Origin of the sequence: Pseudomonas leptonychotis (assembly GCF_004920405.1) — a bacterium.
GTDB classification, from domain to species: Bacteria; Pseudomonadota; Gammaproteobacteria; order Pseudomonadales; family Pseudomonadaceae; genus Aquipseudomonas; species Aquipseudomonas leptonychotis.
Genome location: NZ_RFLV01000001.1, coordinates 1,014,999 through 1,032,048 on the forward strand (window position 1 = coordinate 1,014,999; position 17,050 = coordinate 1,032,048).

At 60.2% G+C, this 17,050-nt stretch carries 13 protein-coding genes; 5 read left to right on the forward strand and 8 right to left on the reverse strand.

What is annotated here, in order from left to right:
- Nucleotides 1-25 precede the first annotated feature (25 nt).
- From D8779_RS04630 to D8779_RS04645, 4 genes are all read left to right on the forward strand, one after another.
- Nucleotides 26-841 (forward strand): rhodanese-like domain-containing protein, encoded by an 816-nt coding sequence (locus tag D8779_RS04630; RefSeq protein ID WP_136663276.1) that lies wholly within the window; start codon nt 26-28, stop codon nt 839-841.
- Nucleotides 842-879: 38 nt separating this feature from the next.
- Nucleotides 880-1,740, forward strand: coding sequence for an archaetidylserine decarboxylase (gene asd, locus D8779_RS04635; protein WP_136663277.1), 861 nt, complete (start codon nt 880-882; stop codon nt 1,738-1,740).
- Nucleotides 1,741-1,971: 231 nt separating this feature from the next.
- Nucleotides 1,972-3,777: a molecular chaperone gene (locus D8779_RS04640; protein ID WP_136663278.1), complete on the forward strand. Its 1,806-nt coding sequence runs from the start codon at nt 1,972-1,974 to the stop codon at nt 3,775-3,777.
- A gap of 64 nt (nt 3,778-3,841) precedes the next feature.
- Nucleotides 3,842-5,911 (forward strand): EAL domain-containing response regulator, encoded by a 2,070-nt coding sequence (locus D8779_RS04645; RefSeq protein ID WP_136663279.1) that lies wholly within the window; start codon nt 3,842-3,844, stop codon nt 5,909-5,911.
- Nucleotides 5,912-5,962: 51 nt separating this feature from the next.
- Here the strand turns inward: D8779_RS04645 and serB are convergent, their stop codons facing one another.
- Complete coding sequence (gene serB / locus D8779_RS04650; protein ID WP_136663280.1) at nt 5,963-7,177, reverse strand: phosphoserine phosphatase SerB; 1,215 nt, start codon at nt 7,175-7,177, stop codon at nt 5,963-5,965.
- A 174-nt stretch (nt 7,178-7,351) separates the two neighbouring features.
- Here serB and D8779_RS04655 point away from each other — a divergent pair, with 174 nt between their 5' ends.
- Entirely contained in the window at nt 7,352-8,887 is a 1,536-nt protein-coding gene (locus D8779_RS04655) for an AhpA/YtjB family protein (protein WP_136663281.1), read from the forward strand.
- 48 nt (nt 8,888-8,935) lie between these two features.
- Here the strand turns inward: D8779_RS04655 and D8779_RS04660 are convergent, their stop codons facing one another.
- The 7 genes from D8779_RS04660 to cpdA all read right to left on the reverse strand — a co-directional run bounded on the left by D8779_RS04660 (nt 8,936) and on the right by cpdA (nt 16,997).
- Nucleotides 8,936-9,640 carry a PqiC family protein gene (locus D8779_RS04660; RefSeq protein ID WP_136663282.1) on the reverse strand — a complete coding sequence of 235 codons (705 nt, stop codon included), beginning with the start codon at nt 9,638-9,640 and terminating at the stop codon, nt 8,936-8,938.
- A 155-nt stretch (nt 9,641-9,795) separates the two neighbouring features.
- Nucleotides 9,796-12,054 (reverse strand): DNA topoisomerase IV subunit A, encoded by a 2,259-nt coding sequence (gene parC / locus D8779_RS04665; RefSeq protein WP_136663283.1) that lies wholly within the window; start codon nt 12,052-12,054, stop codon nt 9,796-9,798.
- A gap of 7 nt (nt 12,055-12,061) precedes the next feature.
- Complete coding sequence (locus tag D8779_RS04670; RefSeq protein ID WP_136663284.1) at nt 12,062-12,616, reverse strand: retropepsin-like aspartic protease family protein; 555 nt, start codon at nt 12,614-12,616, stop codon at nt 12,062-12,064.
- Complete coding sequence (locus tag D8779_RS04675) at nt 12,613-13,596, reverse strand: esterase-like activity of phytase family protein (protein WP_136663285.1); 984 nt, start codon at nt 13,594-13,596, stop codon at nt 12,613-12,615. Before D8779_RS04675 ends, D8779_RS04670 begins: the two co-directional genes overlap by 4 nt.
- Nucleotides 13,596-15,500 (reverse strand): DNA topoisomerase IV subunit B, encoded by a 1,905-nt coding sequence (gene parE / locus D8779_RS04680; RefSeq protein ID WP_136663286.1) that lies wholly within the window; start codon nt 15,498-15,500, stop codon nt 13,596-13,598. Before parE ends, D8779_RS04675 begins: the two co-directional genes overlap by 1 nt.
- A gap of 15 nt (nt 15,501-15,515) precedes the next feature.
- The gene (locus tag D8779_RS04685) at nt 15,516-16,127 is read right to left on the reverse strand and encodes a YqiA/YcfP family alpha/beta fold hydrolase (RefSeq protein ID WP_136663287.1); all 612 of its coding nucleotides are present in this window, start codon (nt 16,125-16,127) and stop codon (nt 15,516-15,518) included.
- A gap of 63 nt (nt 16,128-16,190) precedes the next feature.
- Nucleotides 16,191-16,997 (reverse strand): 3',5'-cyclic-AMP phosphodiesterase, encoded by an 807-nt coding sequence (gene cpdA, locus D8779_RS04690; protein ID WP_420875594.1) that lies wholly within the window; start codon nt 16,995-16,997, stop codon nt 16,191-16,193.
- Between the last annotated feature and the right edge of the window lie 53 nt (nt 16,998-17,050).

Below are 17,050 nucleotides of genomic sequence, written 5' to 3' on the forward strand. Positions count from 1 at the left end.
CCTTTCCTGTCAAAAGAGGCCCGGCATGACCGCCTTCGCTGAGTTGCCCTTGCTGATTGAACCCGCCCAACTGGCCAGCCGCTTGAATGTTCCCGAGCTGATCCTGATTGACCTGACTAGTAGCGCCCGCTACGCCGCCGGCCACATCCCTGGCGCGTATTTTGTCGACCCCAAACGCACTCAGTTAGGGCAGCCGCCAGCACCTGGCCTGCTACCAGAGCATGCACAGCTTGAACAATTGTTCGGCGAGCTCGGGCATAACCCTGAAGCAGTTTATGTGGTGTATGACGATGAAGGGGGCGGCTGGGCTGGGCGTTTTATCTGGCTGCTGGATGTGATCGGCCACTCACGCTATCACTATCTAAACGGAGGCCTACCGGCCTGGCTGGCAGAGGAGCGCGGCCTCAGCACAACAGTTCCCGTCGCACACACAGAGACCGCCACCTTAATCTTGCAGTCGGCACCAACAGCCACCCGTGAATACCTGCAAAGCCGTCTCGGCGCTGCCGACCTGGCAATCTGGGACGCGCGCGCGCCCAGCGAATACAACGGTGAGAAAGCCTTGGCGCAGAAGGCCGGACATATCCCTGGCGCCATCAATTTCGAATGGACCGCCGGTATGGACCCATCACGCGCGTTGCGTATTCGCGATGACCTCCAAACACAGCTCAATGACCTCGGCATCACTGCCGACAAAGAAATCATCACCCACTGCCAAACCCACCACCGCTCCGGCTTCACTTACCTGGCCGCCAAAGTCCTCGGCTATCCACGGGTAAAAGCCTACGCCGGCTCCTGGGGCGAGTGGGGCAACCACCCAGACACCCCGGTCGAGCGCTGAGCATCCGCCTGATCGCCTGCCACTGTTAAGGAACGTACATGAAAGATCGCCTGTTTATCCTCAGCCAGTACCTACTACCGCATCACCTGCTCTCGCGCCTGATCGGCTGCGCCGCCGAATGCCGCGTGGGCTGGTTCAAAAACCGCCTGATTGGTTGGTTTGCTCAGCAGTACCAGGTCAACATGAGCGAAGCCCAGGTCGAAGACCTGACGGCATTCGCCCACTTCAATGACTTCTTCACCCGAGCTTTGAAAGACGGTGCACGTCCGCTCGACACCGCGTCCGGTGCCGTACTTTCACCTGCCGACGGCGCTGTCAGCCAACTTGGAAAAATCGAGCAAGGCCGGGTTTTCCAAGCCAAAGGCCACAGCTTCAGCGTGATCGAACTACTGGGCGGCGATAGCCAGCGCGCAGCGCCATTTATGGGTGGGGACTTCGCCACCGTCTACCTCTCGCCTAAAGACTATCACCGCGTGCATATGCCCCTGACTGGCACGCTGAAAGAAATGGTGTATGTGCCTGGCCGATTGTTCTCGGTTAACCAGACCACTGCGGAGAATGTGCCTGAGCTGTTTGCTCGCAACGAGCGTGTGGTCTGCCTGTTTGATACCGAACGCGGCCCAATGGCTGTAGTGCTGGTCGGCGCGATGATCGTGGCATCGATTGAGACTGTATGGGCGGGCCTGATCACCCCTCCCAAGCGCGCCTTAAAAACATTCCGTTACGACGAAACGGCGCGTGCACCAATCGTGCTGGAGAAAGGCGCAGAACTCGGACGCTTCAAGCTGGGCTCCACAGCTGTCGTGTTATTTGGCCCAGAGCAGGTCCAGTGGGCCGAAGAGTTGGCCGCCAATAGCCCGGTAAAAATGGGCCAGCGTCTCGGCTTACCACGCAGCTAGCGATTCCACTTCGGTGCTGTCAACCCATATGGGCAGCACCGAGGGCACAGGCCAGAGTGAACCTCTGAACATGAAAACCAGTCACAACAATGACTTCCAGATGTTTGTGTGCCGCACCGGCTTGGCAATACGCCCAAGGACATGGCTGCGGGCCACGCGAGATGCTGCTAGAGTCGAAACATAATTCTTAGACTCACCTGCCCTGCCTGTGCGCTGGAGTATCCGATTTAGATGGATAAACAGAATTCTCACTTGCTACTGCGCGTTACCACGCCGGATAAGCAAAGCTTGTCATTCTGCGAAGCCAGCCCTCGTGATCTGAAAAAATGGGTCGATGGCCTGCCCAAAGCCAATATTGGTGAAACTGCACGCCAGCTGTACCAGGCACTTGTCGAACTCAATCAGCTACTAACGCCCTCGGAAAACCGCCTGCAATTGCTGGAAATCCTTCGGCCGGAAGTCTATTTCGTTTGCAAACAGCTGGAGAAACACTTCCTCAGCCAGGCCATCGTTCTCGATGAGCGTCCGCGCAAGGTCGCGAACCTTTGCCAGGCCCTGCAAAACCACATGGCCATTGGTTACAAGCTGATCGTCGCACGCCTGGCCGCCCAACCTGGCCGCGAACGCCACCAGCTGCTTGCAGTCGCCCTGCAGCGGGCCACCCACAGCCTGTGCGGCCCGCTAATCCGTGCCAGCCAACTTTATTGCCCGGTACCTGAAGGGCTGTGGATCGAATTGCACCAGCTGTACCAGATTGCCCTGGCGCGCGACCTGCAAAAGACCATTATTCGTGATAGCCAGGCCTCACACACCCAAGGCTTGAGCACCGAACAAAGCTACCTAGTCGCCCTACTGCTTGGTTGCGCGCGCTGCAACCAAATGCGCCAGAGCGCAATTGCACGCCTGGCCGAAGTGCTTGAGCCTTGGAGTGCACTTGCCACCTTGCAGGCAGGTAACGACCCCACAAGCTTGTTCGCAGTTGCTCCGCAACTCGACGGCCCGCCCCGCTATATTTCGCTGTTCCAGCCCAATCAACTGCACAGTGCAGTGGGCATCGATCCCAGCCAGCTCGTGGACGCCATCAAAGAACACCTGCTACTCCCGGCCGAGGGCGCTGCACCATCGCGCCTGATTGTCCCCGAAGGTTTCAGCCATGACATGCTTCAACACCTGGCCGCCGCCTGGGGTGATATCGCTGAACGCACCTTCCAGCGCAGCCAAGGCCAAGGGACCCTGACCCTGTGCATCGGCATGAGCGCGCTGCATTTCTACCTGGCGGGCAAGCGCGCATTCAACGACGTGCTGCAAGTACCCGTGACGACCAACGCAGCCGTGTTCAAGGCCGACACAGGGGCGCCTGATGTCTGGTCAAACGCTTTCGATGCACAAAAGAGTAACCACTGGGAAAACGGTCTACCTTTCGAAGAAATCCAGTACAACAAGCCTGAAAGAAGCGGCGCGAATACCGACAGCAACAGCCCTGAAAGCTACCCGACCTTCGACGTGACAATCGTCAACATCAGCCCCGGTGGTTATTGCCTGTCGTGGCCCAAGGATGTCCCCAGCCAACTCCAAGCCGGCGAACTGCTCGGCATACAAGGTTTGCCTCAGCAAGGCTGGAGCATTGCCGTGGTGCGCTGGATTCGCCAAGTGCGTGGTGGTGGCACGCAAATGGGCATTGAGCTGATTGCCCCGCATGCGCAGGCCTGCGGTTTGCAGTTAGTACGTAAGGCCGAGCAAAACAGCCAGTATCTGCGCGCCCTTCTACTGCCAGAAATAAGCGCCATTTCACGACCCGCCAGCCTGATTACGGCCCGCCTACCCTTCCAGGAAGGCAACAAGGTCAGCATTAATCTCAATGGCAGCGAGCACCGTGCAGTGCTCAGCCGCCGACAAACCAGCACCGGCAGTTTCAACCAGTTTGAGTACCGTGGCGTCGAGCAAATCAGCAGTGAGCAAGGGAAGCCTGTCACAGCACCGAAAAGCCGGATGCCAGGCGGGGAGGAAGACTTTGACTCACTCTGGAAGTCGCTGTAGATTGCCGACGCACTCCCTTTTGTCGCCTTTTCGCGCCCGTTCGGCGCAGATTTGATACCACACCATGGCCATAGAAAAAAAAACCATTCGGCTACTGATACTCGAAGACTCGCAGAACGAGGCCGAGCGTCTGGTCAGCCTGTTCCGTAATGCAGGGCGGGCAACCCGCGTGCATCGCCTGAGCTCCAGCGACGACCTCAACGAGGCCCTGCAGCAAAGCTGGGACCTGCTGATTTGCGCACCAAGCAGCGAACAACTGTCGCCGAGTGAAGCCATTGGTGCGATTCGCCGTCAGGCCAAGGATATTCCGGTCATTCAGCTGCTCGCCGACAACGATTCCGACAGCATCACCGAAGCCTTGATGCTCGGTGCCCAGGACGCGTTACCGCAAGGTGAAGACGAGCGCCTGGTACTGGTAGCTAAGCGCGAGCTGGCGAATCTGGAAGAGCGCCGCGCACGCCGCGCCTCTGAAGTGGCGCTGCGCGAAGCAGAAAAGCGCTGCCAGCTGCTGCTCGACAGTTCCGTCGATGCCATCACCTATGTGCATGACGGCATGCACATCTATGCCAACCGCGCTTACCTTGAGCTGTTCGCCTACGAAGACGCGGACGAGCTCGAAGGCATACCGATGATCGACCTGATCGGCAGCAGCGACCAGGCCGGCTTTAAAGACTTCTTGAAGAGCTATCACAGCGCCGAAGGCCATGCCGAGCTCAATTGCAACGGACTAAAAGCCAACGGCCAAAGCTTCCCGGCGCAAATGAGCTTCTCACCGGCCACCTACGATGGTGAGCCCTGCATCCAAGTGGTGATTCGCGCCGAAACCGGCAACGCCGAACTGGAAGAAAAACTGCGCGAAATCAGCAGCCAGGATCTGGTCACCGGCCTGTTCAATCGCACCCACTTCCTCGGACTGATGGACAGCGCGGCTGAGCGTGCGGTGAATGCCGGTCAGCCCTCCACGCTGGCCTACATCCGAGTTGATAGTTACGCCACCCTGCTCGCCGACATTGGCCTGGCAGGCATCGATATTCTGCTCACCGACCTGGCCAATCTATTACGGGCCTACTTCAGCACCGACGCTCAGCTGGCGCGCTTTGGGGATGACGTATTTGCCGTACTGCAACCCGGAGTCAGCCCGGAAAGCACCCGTGAGAACCTGAGTGATCTGCTGAAAAAGGTCGAGAGCCACCTGTTCGACGTCAGCGGCCGTACCGTGCAAAGCACCCTATCGATAGGGGTCGCCGGGCTCAACGAAAGAACCACCAAGGCTCAGGACGTGGTCGACCGCGCCCACCGCTGCGCCGATGAGCTGAGCGATGGCAACGCCATCAAACTGTTCAACCCGGCCGACGAGCTGGCAGCAGCCGCGAGTCGCGGCAATATTGTCGCGATGGTGCAACAGGCATTGGAGAAAAACAGTTTCAGCCTGTTGTTCCAGCCGATCATCAGCTTGCGCGGCGACAGCTTTGAACACTATGAAGCGCTGTTGCGCCTGATCGGCCCTCAGGGTGAAGAAATTCCACCCGTAGAATTGTTCAGTGCCGCTAAAGACGCGGGGCTTGCTGAAAAAATTGATCGCTGGGTAATTCTCAACTCCATCAAACTGCTCGCGGACCACCGCAGCAAAGGTCACAACACGCGCCTGTTCGTCCACCTATCGAGCGCCAGCGTGCAGGACCAGACCCTTCTACCGTGGCTGAGCGTGGCCCTAAAAGCCGCACGCCTGCCGTCGGACTCGCTGGTGTTCCAGCTCAATGAGCCGGATGCAATTGCCTACCTGAAACAGGCCAAAACCATTACCCAAGGCCTCAATCAGCTGCATTGCAAAACAGCACTGACCCAGTTCGGCTGCTCGCTCAATCCTTTCAATACGCTCAAACACTTGCATATCGACTTTGTCAAAGTCGACAGCTCGTTCTCCCAAGACTTGAGCAGCGCTGAAAATCAGGAAGCACTGAAAACCATGCTGGCCAGCCTGCACTCCCAGGCGAAGCTGACCATCGTGCCATTCGTCGAGAGTGCCAGCGTGCTAGCCACACTGTGGCAGGCCGGAGTCAACTATATCCAGGGCCACTATCTGCAGGGCCCGAGCCAATCGATGGACTACGACTTCTCGGCTGAAGACGAGTAATCCCGCTGCAATGAAAAAGCCGCCCGAGGGCGGCTTTTGTTTGCCCGTTATCTACTCCAGGCCGTCGCGGTCGCGAAAACCGAGTAGATAGAGGATGCCATCCAGCCCCAGGGTCGAAATCGCCTGCTTGGCTGACTGCTTCACCAGTGGCTTGGCGCGAAACGCCACACCCAGCCCGGCAATCGCCAGCATCGGCAGGTCATTGGCGCCATCGCCCACGGCAATCGTCTGCTCTAGACGCAAACCCTCCTTGGCCGCCAGCTGACGCAGCAGATCGGCTTTACGTTGCGCATCGACGATCGGTTCGACCGCTACACCGGTGACCAAGCCATCGACGATTTGCAACTCGTTGGCGAACACATAGTCGATACCCAGCTTGGCCTGCAACTGCTTGGCAAAATAGGTGAAGCCGCCAGATAGAATCGCTGTTTTGTAACCCAGCCTACGCAGTTCGCTGAATAGCGTCTCCGCCCCCTCGGTCAGGCGCAGAGAGGCGCCGATGTCGGCCAGCACCGTTTCCGGCAAGCCTTTTAGCAGCGCCAAGCGCTCGCGAAAGCTGGCGGCAAAGTCCAATTCACCACGCATCGCGCGCTCGGTAATCTCGGATACCTGCTCACCGACGCCGGCTGCCTTGGCCAACTCATCGATGACCTCGGCTTCGATCAGCGTCGAGTCCATGTCGAACACCGCTAGGCGGCGATTACGCCGATACAGCGAGTCCTGCTGGAAGGCGATATCGACGTTCAACTCCTGCGCCACACTCAGAAACTCGGCGCGCAATGCCGCTGGATCAGCCGGCTCGCCGCGCACTGAAAATTCGATGCAGCCTTTGCCTTGCTCGGCGGGCATATCCAGCGGCATGCGCCCGGAGAGGCGATCGATGTGGTCGATATTCAGGTCGTAGCGGGCGGTAATCGCACTCACGCGCTGCAGCTGCTCGGCGGTGACCTTGCGCGTCAGCAGAGTCACGATGTGCCGGGCCTTGCCCTGACCGCTGACCCACTGCTGATAATCGGCCTCCGACACCGGAGTAAAACGCACCTGCTGGTCGAGCTTGTAGGCGGTAAACAGGATGTCCTTGAGCACCGACGAGGCGCGCTCGGTATCCGGAATCTCGACCAGAATGCCGAACGACAGGGTGTCATGGATCACCGCCTGGCCAATATCGAGGATATTCACCCCGCCCTGGGCCAGGACGCCGGTGATGGCAGCAGTCAAACCAGGGCGATCTTCGCCAGTGATATTGATCAGGACGATTTCGCGCAAGGCTCGGTCTCCGGGGCAGTGTCGGGGCCAGCGACCTGTTGAATAGATCACAGGCCGTAAGAAAGGCGCACATTCTACCCATTTTCACGGGTAAACAGCCACGCACGGCGCTTTGCCCACTGTCGGGGCGCCGTTATACTGCGCGCCACCTACAGTCAACATGAGCCGAGCTCTGTGAACCGGCCTACCCCCGTAAAACCCGATAACTTCTTCCTGCTGCTGTTCCAGGCCCTGCGCCAACGGCGCATACCCCTAGCGCTGCGCATTGTCAGCCACAGCTTATTGCTGGTGGCCCTGGCACTGGTGATCTATGGCTGGGTCATCGGCATGCAGTTCAAACATGCCATGCAGCAACAGGCCGAAGCCCTGGGCACCAGCCTGATCACCCAGACGGCCGCCTCGGCGACAGAGTTGTTAGTGTCTAACGACATCCTCAGCCTCAATGTGCTGCTCAATAATCTGGTGAAAAATCCGCTGGTAGCCCACGCTGCGATCTACAGCGTAGACAACCGCATCCTCGCAGAAGCGGGCTCACGCCCCAGCCAGAGCATGCTCGGTGAAACCGAGGGGCTGTATTCGACGCCGATCACCTTCCAAGAAGTCATCGCCGGGCAGCTGCGCATCAGCCTGGACATGCAGCAATTCCAGCAACCAATGACCATCAGCCTGCAGAGCATGGGCATTCTCAGCCTGATCCTGCTGGCCCTTACCCTGTCCTTGAGCATGCGTCTGGGCCGGCATATCTCCACCCCATTGCTGCAACTACGGGTATGGCTGCGTGACCCGGATGACCCTGCACCTGGCGCCGGCCGCCAAGATGAAATCGGCGACCTGGCGCGCCAGCTACAAGCTCGTCTGATACCAGAAACGCCTGCGCAACCGGAAGAAGAGCCGTTCTATGACGACGAGCCGATCGCCCAGGACGATGACGACTACCTGCCTGAATCGTTCGACGATGAGCCGGACTTCGAAGTGCGCAATCTGCACGATGAACGCTTCGATGAGGGGGATGACGTCGCCGAGCCCCTGCATACTCGCACCACCTCTTACACCGACAGCACGCTGGATGATCCATTTTCCGAGCTGCGCGATGAAGCCGAACCTGAGCCCACTCCCGCTCTAGCGCCTGTCACACAGCAACCCCTGCCCAGCGCTGTACTGGCGATCCAGCTGGGTGCGCAGGAACAGCTGCGCCGCCTGCCGCGCAGCCGCCTAATGGAGTTGCTGCAGCGTTACCGCGACTGCCTGGACCGGGCTGCCAGCCTGTATCAGGGTGAGTTACACACCCTTAGTGATGGCAGCAGCCTGATGCTGTTCCACCAGCTGGATATTGGCGAGGACTACCTGACCCATGCCATCTGCTGTGGCGAACTGATGCGCGCCCTGGGTCATGCCTTGCAGATCGAAGTGGCGGACAGTGGCATCACCCTGCAACTGCAGCTTGGCCTGACTCTGGGCGAAAACCTCAGTGATCTTAGCCAGGGCGACCTATTGCTGAGCGAGACGGCTCAAAGTGCCCTGGCGCTGTCACAGCACAGCCGCAACCTACTATTGGTCGAACGCAGCATTGCCGACGATCCATTGGTGAGCCAGCGCGCGCGCATTCGCGCCATCGCCAGCCCGCAAGGCGCCTGCTGCGTTGAGCGCCTGCTAGAACCCTACCCATCGCTACTGGAACGCCAACTGGCGCGCATGCACGAAAGCATTTAAGCGCACGCGCCTGACTGAACGACTCAAACAGGCGCGAGTGCTTAATCGCTAAAAGCGGAACACTTCGCTTTCATCACGCATTGGCTCAACCACTGGAATACGCGGCGCAGCAGGCGGCGCGGGCTTTATCGGCGCAGGCTTGCGGGTCGGCGCGGGCGCTTGCGGGGCCGGAGTGCCGTGCGTTTCGACGGCCACGGCCAATTGCTCGACCAGTTGTTGCACCACCAGGCTCTGCGCTCGCACCTGATCGACGATGCCGCCATTGTGGCCTTCTTCCAGGTGCACCAAACGCCCGTCAAGCAACTTGCCATCCGCTCCTGCAAGCCGCCACTGCGCTTCCAGCACGGCCGGGCGCTGCGGACCGGAGTCCAGGCGCGTAATCGATAACCCTAGACGCACCTGCGGCACAAAACCGGCGGTGGCAGGTGCTAGCACCAGTCGCTGGCTGTCCAGCCGCGAGGCCAGCTGACGCAGCAACTGCTGGTCCAGATCTGCCGCCAAGCTACCGGCCCAACGCGCATCGTCGGCAGCGGTCAGGCTACCATCGGCCTGGCGCTGCAACAGGGCTTCACGCTGTAGATAATCAGCAATCGCCACCGGCCCGAGCAACACGGCGATGCCCTGCTCCGCTGAAGGCACGCGGATATCGCCGCTGTCGAGCTGGTACAACGGCGCTTGCTGATAGCGCATACAGCCCGCCAGGCCAAGCAGGCCAGCCAGCAGTAAAATTGCGGGTAAACGCTGTGCAGTCATCTCTCTCATCCAGCCGGCAAGACTGCCGGCGTGCATACAAATTAGGTGTCGGCGGGCCGCTTAAACCGATCCCGCCTTACGGCCGCGTATCATCCTTGAAAGCCGCCCGCGACTCCAGCCCAGCACGCTGGGCCTAACGGAGTGGGGCCTAACGCTTAGCCCTGGACCTCGACCAATAGGCTGTCGACACGCTGGAAACCACGGGGCAGCTTGTTACCGCGCCGCCCGCGCTCGCCCTTGTAGTGCTCTAGATCATCAGCCTTGAGCGACAAGGTGCGCTTACCGGCTTGCAAGACCAAGGTACTACCAACAGGCAACACCGCCAGGTCAGTGAGGTATTCCTCACGGCTGGCCACGCGCTCACCGGGGATGCCAATGATCTTGTTGCCCTTGCCTTTACCCAGCTGCGGCAGATCGCGCACAGGGAATAGCAGCAGACGGCCCTCTGTGGTCACCGCCGCGAGCCAATCTTCTTCACGGTTGCCCAGCGGTTTCGGCGGCACCACCAGCGCGCCGGCAGGCAGGCTAAGCAGTGCCTTGCCAGCCTTGTTCTTGGCCTGCAGGTCTTCACCCTTGACCACAAAACCGTAACCCGCATCAGAGGCAATCACATACAGCGCACTGTCATCGGGCAGCAGTACGCATTCGAAGGTCGCGCCCGGCGGCGGCTGCAAGCGCCCGGTTAACGGCTCGCCCTGGCCGCGCGCCGATGGCAGCGAATGCGCCGCCAGCGAATAGCTGCGTCCGGTGGAGTCGATAAACACGGCGAACTGGTTGGAACGCCCAGGGGCTGAGGTTTTGAAGCCATCACCGGCTTTGTACGACAGCCCGGTGGCATCGATATCGTGACCTTTGCCGCAGCGTACCCAGCCTTTTTCCGAAATCACCACAGTGACGGGCTCAGTCGGCATCAGCTCGGTTTCGCTCAGCGCCTTGGCTTCAGCGCGGGCGACAATCGGCGAGCGACGGTCGTCGCCATATTTTTCGGCGTCTTCGAGAATCTCTTGGCGCACCAATTTTTTCAGCTTGGCTTCACTGCCGAGCAACGCCTGCAGCTTGGCGCGCTCCTTGGCCAGTTCGTCCTGCTCGCCACGGATCTTCATTTCCTCAAGGCGCGCGAGCTGACGCAGACGGGTGTCGAGGATGTAGTCGGCCTGAATATCATCGAGACCGAAACGCGCCATCAGCACCGGCTTGGGCTGGTCCTCGGTGCGGATGATGTGGATCACTTCATCGAGATTGAGAAAGGCAGTCAGCAAGCCTTCCAACAGGTGCAGGCGACGCTCGACTTTGTCCAAGCGGAACTGCAGGCGCCGGCGCACGGTATTAACCCGGTACGTCAGCCACTCGGTGAGCAAAGTGCGCAGGTTTTTCACCGACGGCTTGCCGTCCAAGCCAATCACATTGGTGTTGACCCGATAGCTGGACTCAAGCTCCGTGGTGGCAAACAGGTGCTGCATCAGCTCGCCGGCATCCACCCGGTTGGAGCGCGGAATAATAACGATACGGCACGGGTGTTCGTGATCCGATTCATCGCGCAGATCAGCGACCATCGGCAGCTTCTTCGCCTGCATTTGCGCGGCGATCTGCTCCAGCACCTTGGCCCCGGACACCTGATGCGGCAGCGCGGTGACGACAATGTCACCATCCTCAATACGGTACACGGCGCGCATACGCACCGAGCCTTTACCAGTTTCATAGATCTTTAGCAGGTCGCTACGCGGGGTGATGATCTCCGCTTCAGTCGGGTAGTCCGGCCCGAGGACATGTTCGCAGAGCTGCTCAACCGTGGCGTTCGGCTCGTCCAGCAAACGGATGCACGCCGTCGCCACTTCACGCAGGTTGTGCGGCGGCACATCGGTGGCCATGCCCACGGCAATACCGGTGGTGCCATTGAGCAGCAAATTGGGCAGCCGTGCCGGCAACGTCGCCGGCTCGTCCAGAGTGCCGTCGAAGTTCGGCACCCAATCCACGGTGCCCTGCCCCAACTCGCCAAGCAGCACTTCGGCATAGCGCGACAGACGCGCCTCGGTATAACGCATGGCGGCAAAGGATTTGGGGTCATCCGGCGCCCCCCAGTTACCCTGGCCATCGACCAAGGTGTAGCGGTAGCTGAACGGCTGCGCCATCAGCACCATGGCTTCGTAGCAGGCACTGTCACCATGCGGGTGAAACTTACCGAGTACGTCACCGACGGTACGTGCCGATTTCTTGTGCTTGGAGTCAGCGTCCAGGCCCAGCTCGCTCATGGCGTAGATGATGCGCCGCTGCACCGGTTTCAAACCGTCGCCAATATGCGGCAACGCGCGGTCCATGATCACGTACATGGAATAGTTGAGGTAAGCCTGCTCGGTAAAATCGGCAAGAGAGCGGCGCTCAACACCGTCCAGGCTCAAATCGAGGGAGTCGCTCATGCGTGCCTCATTTCAAAGTGGGTTGTTGCGAAATGGGTTGCTGCGATGTTGTCTGGCGCAGCATCAAGGTGCCGCTGCGCTGGGTAAATTCGAGTTGCTTGAGGGCACTCATGCCCAGTAATACGTCATCGCCGCCCATGCCAGGGGCAATCAGTGCATCCACATCAGTCAGCACGATATCGCCCAACTGCAAGCGCTGCAGGCGCGTACGGTGCGCCGTGGCGCGGCCATTGGCGGTGTTGATGGTGATCGCTGCACCGGCCTGCAAGCCCAAGCGCTGCGCCACCTCGACCGGCACCGCCACCGAAGTCGCACCGGTATCGAGAAGAAAGGTCACGGTCTGCCCATTGATCTTGCCGTCGGCCATATAGTGGCCCTGCCGGCTGCTGGCCAAGCGCACCTCCACATAGCCGCTGCCGTGCACAGATTCAGGCGTACGGTTGGGGTTACGCTGAGCGTCTTCCCAGTCACCGAAAAACTTGGTCGCCAGCAACAGAGCCGCCCCCCAGGCCAGCACCAGCATCACACGGCCGGCACGCTTCCCAGCAGGTTGACTGCTCACGGCCGGCTGCCCCAGCCGCCTTTAGGTGCGGCAAAGCGCCAAATAATTGGTCGCGACTCACCGTCGGCCCGGCTGAAACGACCGTTGTCGACCCCGATCCAGGCCCCGCCCTGATCCACCCACAGCGCCTCAGCCAGGCCATAGGACGGCGGATAGCGTCGCTCCGGGGTCAATGCCTCAGCGGCAAATGACCAACAGCGCTCGACCTGGCCATTGCCCAGGCTGCGCCGACAAATACGGTGCGCCTGACGCTCCAGGGTGAAGAGTTTTTCGTTATGGAAGGACAGCCCCGAAAAGTCCCGCGGTTGCTCTTTCTCCCCTAGCTGCGCAGGCGCAGGCTCAGTACCGGCCTCGCTGAATAGCACGCAACCACCCGTACACCGCCACGTGCTGCGCTGCTTGTGCACCACCAGCAAACCGCGACGCATACGCTCGGCCGCCAGGTACAGGCGCTCACCCGCCGGATCAACGGCAATACCTTCTAGCAGCGAGTTGTAATGCAGCAACATGCCGCTGGCCCGCGCCTGGCGCACCTGGCCTTGAGGGAGTTTCAGCCAATTAGGCTCACCAACAACCGGTAGCTGCAGCACGGCAGCCTTGGCCTCACTGAGCAAATAGCGATTACCGGCGGCATCACAACTCAGCCCCTCGAAGTCTAATTCGCCTCCGCGCACCAGACCGGCGACCCAGCTGCGCATGCGCAATCCCCAGGGCAAACGCACATCCGGCGCAGGTGGCGCGACAAAGGTCTCGGCGGTGGCCTGCCATTGCGACTCGTCCGACTCCAGCCGATACAGCTGCTGATCATCACGATCAGACACTGCCCACAGCGCGCCGTCGCACCAGGCCAGCCCGGACAGGTTACCGCCACTGACACCGCTAACCGGTAGCTCGCTCAGCAACTTCAACTCATCCAGTGCCGCCGCATTGGCCAGCAACGGTACACAGAGCAACAGGCAGGCAGCTAACCGCCGCTGCATCAGAGCAACACCTCGGCCAGGTTGCCCTTGGACTCCAGCCAGGATTTACGGTCACCGGCGCGTTTCTTCGCCAGCAGCATGTCCATCATTTCCTGAGTGCCGGGGTAATCCTCCAGCGTTAGCTGGACCAAACGCCGGGTGTTGGGGTCCATGGTGGTTTCACGCAGCTGCGGCGGGTTCATTTCACCCAGGCCTTTAAAGCGGGTGACTTGCGGCTTGCCACGGCGTTTCTCGGCCACCAAGCGGTCGAGGATACCGTCGCGCTCGGCTTCATCCAGGGCGTAGAAAATCTCTTTGCCAAGGTCGATCCGGTACAGCGGCGGCATCGCCACATAGACGTGACCGGCATCCACCAGCGGGCGGAAATGCTGGACGAACAAAGCGCAGAGCAAGGTGGCGATGTGCAGCCCGTCGGAGTCGGCGTCGGCGAGGATGCAAATTTTACCGTAGCGCAGCTGGCTCAAATCGCTTGAGCCTGGATCGAGGCCTACTGCCACGGCGATGTTATGCACTTCCTGGCTGGCCAGCACTTCGCTACCATCGACTTCCCAGGTATTCAGGATCTTCCCGCGCAGCGGCAAGATCGCCTGAAACTCTTTGTCTCGCGCCTGCTTGGCCGAGCCACCGGCGGAGTCACCTTCCACCAGAAACAGCTCGGAACGCATTGGGTCCTGCCCAGCGCAATCGGCCAGCTTGCCAGGCAACGCGGGGCCTTGGGTAATGCGTTTACGCTCGACCTTCTTGCCGGCCTTGAGGCGGCGGTTGGCGTTACTGATCGCCAGCTCGGCGAGCTGCTGACCGAGTTCTGGATGGCCGTTAAGCCACAGACTAAACGCATCCTTGACCACTCCGGATACGAACGCGGCCGCCTCACGCGAAGACAGGCGCTCTTTGGTCTGCCCGGAGAACTGTGCGTCCTGCATCTTCATCGACAGAACGAAGGCGATGCGCTCCCAGATATCTTCCGGCGCCAGCTTGACCCCGCGCGGCAGCAGGCTGCGGAACTCGCAGAACTCGCGCATGGCATCCAATAAGCCTTGGCGCAGACCGTTTACATGGGTACCGCCTTGAGCGGTGGGGATCAGGTTGACGTAGCTTTCCTGCACCGCGTCGCCGCCTTCCGGCAGCCACAGCAGCGCCCAATCTACCGCTTCCTTGTTACCCGCCAGGCTGCCGCAGAACGGCTCGCTCGGCAGGCGCTCAAATTCACTGACGGCATCGACCAAGTAGGAGCGCAGACCGTCTTCATACATCCACTCGACTTTTTCGCCGCTGGCCTTGTCCTCAAAGCTAACCGCCAGACCAGGGCAGAGCACGGCTTTGGCCTTGAGAACATGCTTGAGGCGGCTGACCGAGAACTTGAAGGCATCAAAATATTTAGGGTCCGGCCAGAAGTGCACGCTGGTGCCGGTATTGCGCTTGCCCACCGTGCCGACGACGGCCAGATCGCTGGCCTTGTAGCCGTCAGCAAAGCTCATCTGATACTCGTTGCCGTCGCGTTTAACCGTGACGATCACGCTGGTCGACAGCGCGTTGACCACCGAGATACCCACGCCATGCAGGCCGCCGGAAAACTGGTAGTTCTTGTTGCTGAACTTGCCGCCCGCATGCAGCTTGGTGAGGATCAGCTCAACCCCTGGCACGCCCTCTTCCGGGTGAATATCCACCGGCATACCGCGACCGTCGTCGAGCACTTCCAGGGAGTTATCCTCATGGAGGATCACCTGAATCGATTTGGCATGCCCGGCCAACGCTTCGTCGACGCTGTTATCGATGACTTCCTGGGCCAAATGGTTGGGCCGCGACGTGTCGGTGTACATGCCCGGACGCTTGCGCACCGGGTCGAGGCCGGACAGGACTTCGATGGCATCGGCGTTGTAAGAGCTAGAACCTTGCTGGGCCATGGGGTCTCTTGTTCGTCAATTGAGAGCGGAAAAGTCGATATTCTGCCACAGATGGCGGGCAATACCGGCGAAAGCGAAGAGCATCGGCAAACGCTCGGCAAAGCCCTGAAAGCCGTGATCGCCGCCGGCCTGGATACGCAGCGCGCAGGCGCGGTAATAGCTCTGGGCGTCACGATAATCGAGGGTTTCATCGGCGGTTTGCAGCCACACCTGATAACGCGCGGGGTCTAACAAAGCCGGCACATCCAGCTCGGCCAACGCCGATACGTGATCAGCGGTCAGCTCCCAGGTTTCATCGCTGTAATAATTCTTCTGTGGGCCGAGGTAACCATCGAAACGCAGATGCGGGCGCACGGCGGGATTGATCAACAGCGCCGGCAACCCATGGCGCTCGGCCAAGTGGGTCGCATAGTAGCCGCCCAGCGAGCTGCCAACCAGCACGGGGCGACCAAGCTCGGCAATCAGGGCTTCCAGCTGGACAATCGCCTGATGCGGATGGTGATGCAGAGCCGGCACCCGCAGCTGCGCACCAAGACCCAGCTGTTGCATCGCGCGCTGCAACAAGCTGGCCTTGAGCGATGTCGGCGAGCTATTAAGCCCGTGAATATAGAGAATGGATGTGGTCATGGGCGGGAGGCTAACCGGTTGCGGCAACCGGCTGCAACCGGTTAGCCGAGCACTGCAAAGGCCTTAATAGCCTTTGATGGTGTAATCGATTTCGAACGTGATGCCCGTCACCCGCGACACCCCGGTTTCCAGGCGACCATCGTCGAACAGGCGCAGCCAGCGATAGCCAGGCGCGGTTTTATCCACCTGAAACTCCTCACTACCTGGTGCAAACTGCACGCAGGTCGAGGGCGACGCCAGCAGACGAATCGGGCCACGCTGCTGATCGAGCTCTTGATGGATATGCCCCCAGAGCACCGCACGCACCTGGTTAAAACGCGCCAGCACGGCAAACAGAGCATCGGGGTTGCGTAAACCGATCGGCTCCATCCATTTGCAACCGATGGACACCGGGTGGTGATGCAGGCAAATCAGGTGATGACGCTCCGGCGCTTCGCTGAGCGCACGCTCCAGCAAGGCAAGCTGCTGATCGCTGAGATAGCCAGGTACCGCACCGGGGATCGAGGAATCGAGCAAGGTCACACGCCAGTTGCCCAGATCAATTACCGGATCGAGCAGGTCACTGCCGTGGCAAGCCGCCTGCATGGCCGGCACTTCATCATGGTTGCCGGGGAACCAGCGCGCTGGCGCGGGAATGACGGCGGTCGCCTCACGGAATCGCTGGTACGACTCGGCACTGCCATCCTGCGAGAGGTCACCACTGGCCAGGACCAGGTCAATCTGCGGTTGCTCTTGCAGCACACGCTCAATCACCCGCTGCAAACTGTCCTGAGTATCCATACCCAAAAGCTTGCCTGCCGCGTCGGCAAACAAGTGACTGTCGGATAACTGCACCAGCAGTACCGAGCGATCAACAGCAGTGGTTTTAATCGGCGCGCCCGGCAAGACCTTCTCCTTGAGCGGAATGCGTGGATTATGCTGGC

Excerpts from the sequence above, each read along its gene's own strand:
- D8779_RS04630 (WP_136663276.1), top strand. The coding sequence starts at position 26 with ATGACCGCCTTCGCTGAGTTGCCCTTGCTGATTGAACCCGCCCAACTG.
- asd (WP_136663277.1), top strand. The coding sequence starts at position 880 with ATGAAAGATCGCCTGTTTATCCTCAGCCAGTACCTACTACCGCATCAC.
- D8779_RS04640 (WP_136663278.1), top strand. The coding sequence starts at position 1,972 with ATGGATAAACAGAATTCTCACTTGCTACTGCGCGTTACCACGCCGGAT.
- D8779_RS04645 (WP_136663279.1), top strand. The coding sequence starts at position 3,842 with ATGGCCATAGAAAAAAAAACCATTCGGCTACTGATACTCGAAGACTCG.
- D8779_RS04660 (WP_136663282.1), bottom strand. The coding sequence starts at position 9,640 with ATGACTGCACAGCGTTTACCCGCAATTTTACTGCTGGCTGGCCTGCTT.
- parC (WP_136663283.1), bottom strand. The coding sequence starts at position 12,054 with ATGAGCGACTCCCTCGATTTGAGCCTGGACGGTGTTGAGCGCCGCTCT.
- D8779_RS04675 (WP_136663285.1), bottom strand. The coding sequence starts at position 13,596 with ATGCAGCGGCGGTTAGCTGCCTGCCTGTTGCTCTGTGTACCGTTGCTG.
- parE (WP_136663286.1), bottom strand. The coding sequence starts at position 15,500 with ATGGCCCAGCAAGGTTCTAGCTCTTACAACGCCGATGCCATCGAAGTC.
- D8779_RS04685 (WP_136663287.1), bottom strand. The coding sequence starts at position 16,127 with ATGACCACATCCATTCTCTATATTCACGGGCTTAATAGCTCGCCGACA.